Origin of the sequence: Erythrobacter westpacificensis (assembly GCF_039542285.1) — a bacterium.
GTDB classification, from domain to species: Bacteria; Pseudomonadota; Alphaproteobacteria; order Sphingomonadales; family Sphingomonadaceae; genus Alteraurantiacibacter; species Alteraurantiacibacter westpacificensis.
Genome location: NZ_BAABHV010000010.1, coordinates 429,900 through 440,743, shown reverse-complemented (window position 1 = coordinate 440,743; position 10,844 = coordinate 429,900). Strand labels below are relative to the sequence as shown.

At 64.2% G+C, this 10,844-nt stretch carries 10 protein-coding genes; 6 read left to right on the top strand and 4 right to left on the bottom strand.

Annotation, left to right across the window (positions count from 1 at the left end; all coding sequences use genetic code 11):
• Positions 1-8 precede the first annotated feature (8 nt).
• The gene (locus tag ABFX23_RS10100) at positions 9-1,238 is read right to left on the bottom strand and encodes a polyhydroxyalkanoate depolymerase (protein WP_346032937.1); all 1,230 of its coding nucleotides are present in this window, start codon (positions 1,236-1,238) and stop codon (positions 9-11) included.
• A gap of 209 nt (positions 1,239-1,447) precedes the next feature.
• On the opposite strand from ABFX23_RS10100, the gene ABFX23_RS10095 reads away from it, so the two are divergent.
• From ABFX23_RS10095 to ABFX23_RS10075, 5 genes are all read left to right on the top strand, one after another.
• On the top strand, positions 1,448-3,244 hold the full coding sequence (locus ABFX23_RS10095; RefSeq protein ID WP_346032936.1) for an ABC transporter transmembrane domain-containing protein: 1,797 nt from the start codon (positions 1,448-1,450) through the stop codon (positions 3,242-3,244).
• 156 nt (positions 3,245-3,400) lie between these two features.
• Complete coding sequence (locus ABFX23_RS10090; protein WP_346032935.1) at positions 3,401-5,530, top strand: M13 family metallopeptidase; 2,130 nt, start codon at positions 3,401-3,403, stop codon at positions 5,528-5,530.
• 115 nt (positions 5,531-5,645) lie between these two features.
• A complete protein-coding gene (locus ABFX23_RS10085; RefSeq protein WP_346032934.1) occupies positions 5,646-6,491 on the top strand; it encodes an undecaprenyl-diphosphate phosphatase in 846 nt (281 codons plus the stop codon).
• A 143-nt stretch (positions 6,492-6,634) separates the two neighbouring features.
• On the top strand, positions 6,635-6,925 hold the full coding sequence (locus ABFX23_RS10080; RefSeq protein WP_346032933.1) for a hypothetical protein: 291 nt from the start codon (positions 6,635-6,637) through the stop codon (positions 6,923-6,925).
• A gap of 61 nt (positions 6,926-6,986) precedes the next feature.
• Positions 6,987-7,238 (top strand): hypothetical protein, encoded by a 252-nt coding sequence (locus ABFX23_RS10075; RefSeq protein WP_346032932.1) that lies wholly within the window; start codon positions 6,987-6,989, stop codon positions 7,236-7,238.
• Positions 7,239-7,318: 80 nt separating this feature from the next.
• Here the strand turns inward: ABFX23_RS10075 and phhA are convergent, their stop codons facing one another.
• The 3 genes from phhA to ABFX23_RS10060 are packed head-to-tail and all read right to left on the bottom strand — an operon-like array spanning position 7,319 to position 8,858.
• Positions 7,319-8,293, bottom strand: coding sequence for a phenylalanine 4-monooxygenase (gene phhA / locus ABFX23_RS10070; protein WP_346032931.1), 975 nt, complete (start codon positions 8,291-8,293; stop codon positions 7,319-7,321).
• 47 nt (positions 8,294-8,340) lie between these two features.
• The gene (locus ABFX23_RS10065; RefSeq protein WP_346032930.1) at positions 8,341-8,559 is read right to left on the bottom strand and encodes a hypothetical protein; all 219 of its coding nucleotides are present in this window, start codon (positions 8,557-8,559) and stop codon (positions 8,341-8,343) included.
• On the bottom strand, positions 8,556-8,858 hold the full coding sequence (locus ABFX23_RS10060) for a hypothetical protein (RefSeq protein WP_346032929.1): 303 nt from the start codon (positions 8,856-8,858) through the stop codon (positions 8,556-8,558). The genes ABFX23_RS10065 and ABFX23_RS10060 overlap by 4 nt, the downstream gene beginning before the upstream one ends.
• Positions 8,859-8,980: 122 nt before the next feature.
• Here ABFX23_RS10060 and recQ point away from each other — a divergent pair, with 122 nt between their 5' ends.
• The gene (gene recQ / locus ABFX23_RS10055; protein WP_346032928.1) at positions 8,981-10,774 is read left to right on the top strand and encodes a DNA helicase RecQ; all 1,794 of its coding nucleotides are present in this window, start codon (positions 8,981-8,983) and stop codon (positions 10,772-10,774) included.
• The last annotated feature ends 70 nt before the right edge of the window (positions 10,775-10,844 follow it).

The window sequence follows — 10,844 nt, the reverse complement described above, 5'->3', positions numbered from 1 at the left end:
AGGCAGGATCAGGAAACGGACGGGTTACTGCGCATCCACTCTTCAACCACCGGGGCGATGCGCTCGCGCCACTTGCTGCCGTTGAAGATGCCGTAGTGTCCCACGTCGGGCGCCATGTGGTACTTCTTCTTCGAGGCGGGCAGGTGTTCGGCCAGGTCCAGCGCGGCGCGGGTCTGACCGATGCCGGAAATATCATCGTGCTCGCCTTCGATCGCCAGCAGCGCGGTATCGCGGATTGCATCGGGATCGATTGCCTTGCCGCGGTGAACGAATTCGCCCTTGGGCAGCGAGTGCTCCTGGAACACGTGCTCGATGGTCTGGAGGTAGAACTCGGCCGTCATGTCGCAGACCGAGAGGTATTCGTCGTAGAAGCCCTTGGTCCGGTCCGCACTGTCCTGGTCGCCCACGGTCATGTGTTTGAACATCTCGTAGTGGCTCATCATGTGATCGGAGAGGTTCATCGACAGGAAGCCGGCAAGTTGCAGGAAGCCGGGATAGACGCGCCGACCCGCACCCGGATAGTTCAGCGGCACCGTGGCAATCACGTTGTTCTCGAACCAGCTCAGCGGCTTGTCCATGGCGAGATCATTCACGCTTGTCGGGCTGGCGCGGGTGTCGATCGGGCCGCCCATCATGGTGAGCGAGGCCGGGCGGCATTCGTCCTCGGCCTCCGCCATGATCGCCGTGGCGGCGAATGCGGGTACCGAAGGCTGGCACACGGCCAGCACGTGGGTGTCGGGGCCGAGAAATTGCAGGAACTCGATCAGGTAGTCGATATAATCGTCGAGATCGAAATGGCCCTCGGACACCGGCACCAGGCGAGCATCGGCCCAGTCGGTGATCCACACCTGCTGGTTTTCCACCATGCGCTGCACCGTGCCGCGCAGCAGCGTGGCGTAGTGTCCGCTCATCGGGGCAACGATCAGCAGCTTGGGCGCATCATCCGGCAGGCCGTCGCGGGTGAAGCGGCGCAGGTTGCCGAACGGCTTTTCCATCACCACGCTTTCGCTGACGTAATGGGTCTCGCCATCCTTCTCTACCGGCTGGATGTCGAAATCGGGCTTGCCGCGCTCCTCATACAGGTGCGCGAAGACTTTCAGCGCGGAGGCCATCGCCGGGCCCATGCCCATGTAGCCCATCGGCAAAGCCGGATTGTCCAGCAGCCGCGCGCCCACACTGGCCCAGTTGCTGGCGGTGCCGAGCAGCGCGCGTTGCATTTCGTAAGCGGAATAAAGCAAAGTTAGCGTCCCCTGCAGACGAATGGGTGGCAGGCCGCGTTTGCCGCATGTCCTGCGCTGTTACCTGGTGAACATGGGCGCTTCGCCGGGATTGTGCAATGCGGCATGAAAGAAAAGTGGTTTTTTGCAACCCAAGGTTAGCCTGCCATCCGGCCAAGGTGCAAAGGGTGCTTCAAAGCCGCGGGACTTTGGGCTAGTGCCCCGCCGACATGGCAATCCCCGACGTTTCGAACCCGCCGGAAAAGGCGAAAAGCCTCGGCCCGCTCGCGATGATCTTTCGCGAGGCGAAGAAGTATCCCTTGCAGGTGCTGTTCGCGGCGCTCGCCCTGCTGGTGACGGCTACGATCACTTCGCTCGCGCTGCCCAGCGCCCTGCGCCTGATCATCGACCGGGGCTTTTCCGGCGATGGCGAGATCGGCCGCTGGTTCCGCTACCTGCTGGTGCTGGTCGGCGTTCTGGGCCTGGCGACGGCGCTGCGGTTCTACTTCGTCAGTTGGCTGGGGGAGCGGGTGGTCGCCGATATCCGGCGCAAGGTCTATGACAACCTGCTGCGCCTTTCGCCCTCTTTCTTCGAGGAAAACAGCCCCAAGGAAATCAGCAGCCGCATGGTGTCCGACACCGCGATCATCGAGCAGGTGGTCGGCACCACCGTCTCGGTCGCTCTGCGCAACGTCATCATGGCCATCCTTGCCACCGGCTACCTTTTCTGGCTGGCCCCGCAGCTGGCGGTGTGGCTGCTGGTGGGTCTGCCCGCCATCATCATTCCCATCACCGTGTTCGGCAGGCGCCTGCGCAATGTCAGCCGGGAAAGCCAGGACCGTGTGGCCGATGTGGGCGGCATGGTGACGGAAACGCTCTCCGCGATGAAGATCGTGCAGGGTTTCAACCAGGAGGCGCGCGAGGGTGAACGCTTCGGCGTCTCCGTCGAACGCACCTTTGCCGTCGCGAAAACGCGCATCATGATCCGCGCTGTCATGACGGCGATGGTCATTACGCTGGTGTTCGGCGGCATTACCGCGCTGCTATGGCGCGGGGCGGTGCTGGTGACGACCGGAGAGATCACCGGCGGCACCATCGGTGCCTTCGTGTTCGCCAGCGCGATAGCCGCATCCTCGTTCGGCGCGCTGACCGAAGTGCTGGGCGACCTGCTGCGCGGTGCGGGCGCGGCCAGTCGTCTTAGCGAACTGATGGACGAACAGCCCGTCATCGAGCCGCCCGCGCGCCCACAGGCCCTGCCACAACCGCCGCGCGGCAGCCTGGCGTTCCAGAATGTCAGCTTCAGCTATCCCACGCGCCCCGGCGAACAGGCGATCGTCGATTTCAACCTGACGGTGGAGCCGGGCGAGACCGTGGCCATCGTCGGCCCGTCGGGCGCGGGCAAGAGCACGATTTTCCAGCTGGCCGAGCGGTTCTACGATCCGCAGGTCGGCACAGTAAGGATGGACGGCGTGCCGCTGACCCAGGCCGACCCTGCCGAAGTGCGGCGCCGCATGGCGCTGGTGCCGCAGGAGGGCGTGCTGTTCGCCGCCAATGCCCGCGACAACCTGCGCTACGGCGCCTGGGATGCAGACGAGGAAGCGATCTGGGAAGCCGCGCGCGCCGCCAATGCTGAACAGTTCTTGCGCGATCTGCCCGAGGGGCTCGACACTTTCTTGGGCGAAGGTGGAGCGCGTCTTTCGGGCGGCCAGCGCCAGCGTCTTGCCATTGCCCGCGCCCTGCTGCGCGATGCGCCGATCCTGCTGCTTGACGAGGCCACCAGTGCATTGGATGCCGAAAGCGAGCGGCTGGTGCAGGACGCGCTCGATCACCTGATGGCGAACCGCACCACGCTGGTGATCGCCCACCGCCTCGCCACCGTGCGCGCGGCGGACCGGATCGTCGTGATGGAGGACGGGCGCATCGTCGAGCAGGGCGATCACACCAGCCTGACAGCGAAAGGCGGCCTCTACGCACGCCTTGCGGCGCTGCAGTTCGACGATCCGGCTCCGGTTCCGGCGCAAGCCTAGCCTTTGGTCCAATGCCTTGGTCCGCAAGGCGTTCATGTCTTGCGTCGAGTGGAATCGGCCCTACATCGAATTCGTAACGACAGAAACCGGATGCCCGTTTTGGAGGAAGCCGGTCTTGAATCCAGGAATTCCGCCCAAAAGAGGACTGCTTACCCAATGATCCGCAAGCTGCTTGTCACTTCGGCATCCGTCATCGGACTTGCCGTGGCCGCCCCTGCCCTCGCGCAGGACGATACTCCCGCCGCCTCCACCGCCCCCACCATGGATTTCGGCACCTGGGGTGTCGACCTGAACCAGCTTGACGACAGCGTCGATCCGGGTGACGATTTCAACGCCTACACCAATGCCAAGTGGATCAATGCCAACGAGATCCCGGCGGACCGTCAGCGCTACGGCGCATTCGACATGCTGCGCGAGGAATCGATCCACGACGTCGAAGTCCTGGTGCGTGACCTTGTTGCATCCAACCCCGCGCCCGGCACCACCGCGCGCCGGATCGTGGATGCCTACAACGCCTACGTGGACATGGGCGCGATCGACGCCAGCGGGCTCGCCCCGGCGCAGCCCTACCTGCAGGAAATCTACAACGCGTCCGATCTCGAGGCGCTAACCCGCCTGTTCATGGAAGCAGGGTATCCCGCTCTCGTGACGGCCGGTGTCGGCATCGACGCGCGCAACCCCACAGACTACGTCGTCAGCCTTGGCTTCGATGGCATGGGCCTGCCGGACCGCGACTATTACCTCGTCGATTCCGAGAGCAACCTGGAAATCCGGGAAGCCTACAAGGACTACCTCACCTTCGTGCTCGGTAAGGCCGGATACGAGGATGCGCGCGGCGCAGCCGAGGCTGTCTACGCGTTCGAGACGAAGGTGGCCCGGCTGGAATGGGCGCGGCAGATGTTCCGCCTGCCGCAGCTGACCTACAATGAACTCACCCCTGCCGAGCTGAACGAGATGGCCGGCGACTTCCCCATCGCCACGCTGCTGGAAGCGGGTCAGTTCTCCGAACAGACGCGTTTCCTCGCGCCGCAGATTCCGCCGACCGCCGAAGAGGTGGAAGCGCTGGGTCTGACGGCAGAGCAGCAAGCGATGATCGGCGAAGGCCTGCCCGGCATGATGAAGCTGGTGACCGAAACGCCGCTCGCCACGATGAAGGCCTTCATGGCCGCGCAGTTCCTGTCGAACAACGCGGCCGTGCTTTCCAGCGAGCTGGATGACGCGCGCTTCGAGTTCTACGGGCGCACCATCAGCGGCCAGGAAGCGCAGCAGGAACGCTGGAAGCGCGCCATCGGCGCTGTCGAAGGCACGCTGGGCGAACAACTGGGTGCGCTCTATGTCGAGCGTTACTTCCCGCCGGAAAGCAAGGCCCGCATGGACGAGCTGGTGGCCAACCTCCAGCGCGCCATGTCTGCCGCGCTCGATGAAAACGAGTGGATGACGGCGGACACGCTGACCGAAGCGCGCACCAAGCTGGAAGGCTTCGTGCCGATGATCGGCTACCCGGACGAATTCGAGACCTATGACGGTCTTGAAATCACGCCTGACGATCCGCTGGCCAACCGCATGAGCGCGATCCGCTGGAACGTGCAAGACAACCTCCAGCGTCTTGGCACCAAGGTCGATCCCAGCGAGTGGGGCATGTTGCCGCAGACGGTGAATGCCTACTATTCGCCGCTGACCAACCGCATCGTCTTCCCCGCCGCGATCCTGCAGCCGCCGTTCTTCAACGCGGAAGCCGACCCGGCCGTGAACTACGGCGCCATCGGCGCGGTGATCGGGCACGAGATCGGCCACGGCTACGACGATCAGGGCTCGCAGTTCGATGCCACCGGCACGCTGCGCAACTGGTGGCAGGATTCGGACCGCGAGGGTTTCGAGCAGTTCACGCAGCGCATGGGCGAATTCATCGAGGCCTATTGCCCGGTCGACAGCCCGGAAGGCCCGGTCTGCCTGCGTGCCGGCCAGTCCATGGGTGAAACCCTTGGCGACGTCGTCGGCCTGCAGATGGCGCACCGCGCCTATCGCCTGTCGCTGAACGGCCAGGAAGCCCCGGTGATCGACGGCCTGACCGGCGACCAGCGCTTCTTCCTCGGCTTTGCCCAGGTGTGGCGCGGCATGGAGCGCGAGGAATCGCTGCGCAACCGCGTGATGACGGCCAACCACCCGCCGGGTGAATTCCGCCTCAACAACGCCGTGCGCCATCTCGACGCGTGGTACGATGCCTTCAACGTGGGGCCGGACGACGAGCTCTACCTCGCACCGGAAGATCGTATCTCGATCTGGTAAGAGGCAAAAATCTCACCATTCGACACCACTTGACGGGGGCGAGGCTTGACTTCGCCCCCGTTTTGGTTGGAGGCGGGCGCTACGCCAGTTTCCAGTCCAGGACCATTATTCGCGCATGACTTTCCTTCAGATGCTGATCCTCGCCGTCGTGCAGGGGATCACCGAATTCCTGCCGATCTCGTCGTCCGGGCACCTGATCCTCGTGCCGGTGTTCCTCGACTTTCCCGACCAGGGGCCAATGCTCGACATCGCCGTGCACATCGGCTCGCTGCTGGCGATCATCGTCTACTTCTTCAAGGACGCCTGGGGCCTCGCGCGGGGCGGCTTCGCGACTGTCGGTATCGGTGACGCGCCCGAACAGAAGAGGTTGTTCTGGTGGATCGTACTCGGCACCATCCCGGCCGTGATTGCGGGCCTCGCGATCAAGACCGGCGCGCTCAATGGCGTGGCCGTGGCGCTGTTCGGTCTCACGATCGAGGACGGCGACCTTCTGGCTTCCCTGCGTTTCACCGATCTCATCGCTTTCAACCTCATTTTCTACGGTATCCTGCTGGGCCTCGCCGACTATTTCGGGCGGGAAGACCGCAGCTACGAGGACATGACCTGGCGCGATGGCTTGCTGGTGGGCCTGGCGCAGGCACTGGCGCTGATCCCCGGCACCAGTCGTTCCGGTGTCACCATGACTGCGGCGCGCGTTCTCGGCTTCGGCCGGGTGGAAGCAGCGCGCTTCTCCTTCCTCCTTTCCATTCCCGCCGTGGCGGGCGCGGGCGTGCTGATCGTGCCGGACCTGATGGAAGCGGGCAGCGAAATGGTGATGGAGGCGCTGATCACTGGCGCGCTGACATTCGTCGCCGCCTTCGCCACCATGGCCTTCCTGATGAACTTCCTGAAGAAGGCATCCATGCTGGTCTTCGTAATTTATCGTATCGCCATGGGCGTACTTCTGCTGTGGATGTTCTAATCCGGCGTTAACGGATTAAACGAAGCATTATCAGTCTCTTGACTGCCGAATTACTGGATATGGGACCGCCTGGCGGCTGACCTTGCGGAACCCGCCCGCGCACTTGCCCGTTCTATAGGTGACGAAACGCAAGGAAGAGGCAGATGGGCTATCTCTACATGATACTGGTGGGCGTGGTCCTGGGTTGGCAGGCAGCATTCGTGCTGCGCGCCGAATCCACCCGCGATACCACCCGTTTCATAGGAGTCGGCGTGGCGGGCTCCCTTGTGTCGGGCATCCTCCTCACCCCTACTCTTAGCGAGGGGAATCTTATTTCAGGAACCTATACGGTAGATGCGTTGTTGATCACCATGGCCGGGGCTGTGGCCGCGCTTGCAGCATGTCATTTGCTGCACACGCGCGGGTTTTTCGAGCCGGGTCTGGAAAGACGTTAGTATCGTTTTGCAAAGGCTTTTTCCGTGTGTGGGATGGCCGTTTCTGGAAGGAAATATCACAATGAAGAAGATCATCGCTTTCGCCTCTGCGGCAGCTCTGGGTCTGGGTCTCGCTGCCTGTGACAGCCCGAGCGAAGAAGCCGCGGAAGAAGAAGCCGAAGCCATGGAAGAGCAGGCCGACGAAATGGAAGACGCCGGCATGATCACCGACGAAGAAGCCGACGCGATGGAAGCCGAAGCCGACAACATCGAAGATGCTGCCGAAGGCGATACCGACGAGTATACCGAAGGCATGGAAGAAGCCGTCAACTAAGACATCTTTCCCAAGACACGAAAAGGGCCGATCCTCACTGGAGGGTCGGCCCTTTTTCTATGCGGTTTGGACTGGCGAAGTCAGACCGGCTTGGCGCTGCTGCCGCGTCCGCCGCGCAGGAAATATTCCTGCGTGCCCCGGTGCAGCACGTTGTCGACATCGATCACCGCCGAATTGGCGTAGGTGAAGCCGGCGCCAAGGTTGCGATAAAGACGGTCGAAATCGCGCTCCACCGTCTGGCGGTAGAGGTCTTCGAAGCTCTCGATCACGAAATAGGTCGGTTGCAGGTCGTCGATCACGTAATCGGTGCGCATGACCCGGTCGACGTTGAGCATGATGCGGTTGGGGCTTTCGCCCTCCAATGCGAAGATAGCCTCGGTCGGGCCGGACAGGATGCCCGCGCCGTAGATGCGCGGCTCTCCCGCTTCCAGCATCAGGCCGAATTCCACCGTGTACCAGTAGAGCGCGCCCAGCGCCTTCAGCTTGTTGTAGCGCATGGCCTTCCACCCGGCACGGCCGTATTCCTGCATGTAGTCGGCGAAAGTCGGGTCCGTCAGCAGCGGCACGTGACCGAACACGTCGTGGAAGACGTCCGGCTCCTGGATGTAGTCGAACGTCTCGCGCGTGCGGATGAAGTTGCCCGCCGGGAAACGGCGGTTGGCGAGGTGCCAGAAGAACACGTGATCGGGGATCAGCATGGGCACGGGCACCACGCTCCAGCCGGTCAGCTTGCCGAGTTCCTCCGACAGTTCTCCGAAATCGGGCACGCCGCCCTTGCCGAGATCGAGCTTTTCCAGCCCCTCCAGCATGGCCGAACAGGCCCGGCCGGGCAGCACGCCCATCTGACGGGCGAACAGGTCGTCCCAGATCTTGTCGTCCTCGCTGTCGTACTGCGTCTGCTGCGGCTCCAGCCAGTCCTCGCCTACGTGGGCGGGTCGCTTCAACGGCGCGGTGTACACGTCGTTCGAGACGACGGGCAGGGCGCTGAAATCATGCGGGCGATCATCGGCTTCGCGGGCGTCGGCTTCACGGGGCTTCTCGGCAATATCGGTCATGTTTCACTTGATACCACATTTGCGGGGTCGGAGCGAATCATTGGACCCTAGGGCGCGGTCGTTTCGTCCGGCGTTGTTTCCTCTACGTTTCCAGCAGGTTCGCGTTCCTCCAGCATGGCGGCGGCATCGCGCAGGGCCGCCTCCTCGCCCTCGGTTGCAGGGGCCGGGCCGCGACCTGTCTCGCCGTCGCTGCAGGCGGCAGATCCAAGAAGGGCCAGGCCCGCGAAGGCCCGGCCCCACCTATGCTGTTTCTGCGCGACGATCACTCGGTCGCGGCGTCCATCTCGGCCTGTGCAGCCTCGGCCGCAGCCAGCGCATCGTCGACGGCTTCCTGCGCCTCGTCACCGGCGGCTTCGGCAGTGGCTTCAGCCTCGTCCATCGCGGCTTCGACGTCTTCTTCCGTCATGGCATCGGCATCCTCGACCGGATCGGGCGCGCCGGCCATCGCGTCGTCCGCGGGCACTTCCACGGTGTCGGCAACGGCTTCTTCGGAAGCGTCGGTGGAATCACCGCAGGCGGCGAGCGCGAGTGCGGCGGTGGTGGCGACGAATGCAAGCTTCTTCATGGTGGGATGTGTCCCCTTCCTCGTGATTGAACCTGTCGCAGCGATATAGCCGCGCAACGTCCACGTGGAAATGCCTGTTGCGACGGTAGGCGCGGGGGCGGCGACCTGTCACATGGGGGGCCGTGATCGACACGCTGGATCTTGACCGGGCGCGCGAGGAATTGCGTCGCCTTTATGGCTATGCCGACTTCCGCGGGCGGCAGGCCGACGTCGTAGAGCGCGTGCTGGCGCGGCAGAGCACGCTGGCGGTAATGCCGACGGGCGCTGGCAAGTCGCTCACCTACCAGCTTCCCGCGACGATGCTGGACGGCACCTGCGTGGTGATATCCCCACTGATCGCCCTGATGCACGACCAGTTGCGCAGCGCGCGGGCCAACGGCATCCGGGCCGCGACGCTCACCAGCGCCGATGCCGATTGGCGCGAGACGCTGGACGCGTTTCGCGCAGGCGAGCTGGACCTGCTCTACGTTGCGCCGGAACGCGCCAGCCAGCCGGGCTTTAGGGACTTGCTGACCTCTGCGCGGCTCGCCCTGTTCGCCGTGGACGAGGCGCATTGCGTTTCGGAATGGGGTCACGATTTCCGCCCGGACTATCGCCAGCTTCGCCCGCTGATGGATGCCTTCCCCGATGTGCCGCGCCTTGCGCTGACGGCCACGGCGGACGCCCACACGCGGGCCGATATCCTCGCCCAGCTCGGCATCCCCGAGGACGGCCTGATCGTCGCCGGGTTCGACAGGCCCAACATCCGCTACGCCATTCGCCCGCGCGAATCGCTGCCCCGGCAACTGGCGCGGCTGTGCGCGGACAATCCGGGGCCGGGCATCGTCTATGCACCCACCCGCCGCAAGGTGGAGCAGCTGGCCGAGCAACTGGCGAAGGACACGGGGCGCCCGGTGCTGCCCTATCACGCAGGCCTGCCGCCAGAGGTTCGCGCGGAGAACCAGGCGAAGTTCGTCGCCAGCGAGGACATGGTGATGGTGGCGACCATTGCCTTTGGCATGGGCATCGATAAGCCCGACGTGCGCTTCGTCGCCCACGCGGCAACCCCCAAGTCGATCGAGGCCTACTACCAGGAAACGGGCCGCGCGGGCCGCGACGGTGATCCGTCCGTGGCGCTGATGCTGTGGGGCGCGGGCGATTTCGCGCAGGCCCGGATGCGCGTGGCCGAGGTGGACGAGGCGCGCCAGCACGGCGAGCGGCAGCGGCTCGACGCGCTGGCAGGTCTTGTCGAGACTGCCGGTTGCCGCCGCGCCGTGCTGCTGCGTCATTTTGGCGAGGATCCGCCGCAGACTTGCGGCAATTGCGACAACTGCCTGGATCCGCCCAAGGTGATCGACGTCACGCAGCTGGCCCGCAAGCTTCTCTCCGCCGTCTATCGCACCGGGCAAAGCTTCGGCTTCGGCCATTTGCAGAAGGTGCTGACCGGCGTTGCCGACGACCGCGTGGTGCAAAAGGGGCACGAGAGCCTGTCGGTGTTCGGGATCGTGGAGGGCGAGGACGCGGTGCTCCTCCAGCCCGTATCCCGCACGCTCCAGGCGCGCGGCAGTCTGGTGCAGACCGAGCACGGCGGCCTCGCGCTGGCAGGCGACGCGCGCGATATCCTGACAGGCGAGGCCGCCGTGGTGATGGCCAAGCCGCCGGAGCGCCAGCGCGGACGAAGTGGGCGAGGGCGTGGCGGCGGCTCCACACCCAATCCTGTTGGCGATCCGCTGTTCGATGCCCTGCGCAATCTGCGCCGCGACCTGGCGGCGCAAGCAGGCGTTCCGCCTTACGTGGTGTTTCACGACGCCGCCCTTCGCGCGATGGCAACGGACAGGCCGGTGAACCTTGCGGAAATGTCGCAGATTCCCGGCGTGGGCGCAAAGAAACTGGAGGCCTATGGCGAGCCATTTCTGAAGGCGATTGCCGAGTACTGAGGCGCCTGACCGATTTTGCTTCCTCAAACCTGTAATTTGATATAAAAGTGATATCATAATTATATCAGAC

Bases quoted from the DNA above. Each gene is read 5' to 3' on its own strand.
- ABFX23_RS10090 (WP_346032935.1), top strand. From the start codon at position 3,401: ATGATCCGCAAGCTGCTTGTCACTTCGGCATCCGTCATCGGACTTGCC.
- phhA (WP_346032931.1), bottom strand. From the start codon at position 8,293: ATGACCGATATTGCCGAGAAGCCCCGTGAAGCCGACGCCCGCGAAGCC.
- ABFX23_RS10095 (WP_346032936.1), top strand. From the start codon at position 1,448: ATGGCAATCCCCGACGTTTCGAACCCGCCGGAAAAGGCGAAAAGCCTC.
- ABFX23_RS10080 (WP_346032933.1), top strand. From the start codon at position 6,635: ATGGGCTATCTCTACATGATACTGGTGGGCGTGGTCCTGGGTTGGCAG.
- ABFX23_RS10085 (WP_346032934.1), top strand. From the start codon at position 5,646: ATGACTTTCCTTCAGATGCTGATCCTCGCCGTCGTGCAGGGGATCACC.
- ABFX23_RS10075 (WP_346032932.1), top strand. From the start codon at position 6,987: ATGAAGAAGATCATCGCTTTCGCCTCTGCGGCAGCTCTGGGTCTGGGT.
- ABFX23_RS10060 (WP_346032929.1), bottom strand. From the start codon at position 8,858: ATGAAGAAGCTTGCATTCGTCGCCACCACCGCCGCACTCGCGCTCGCC.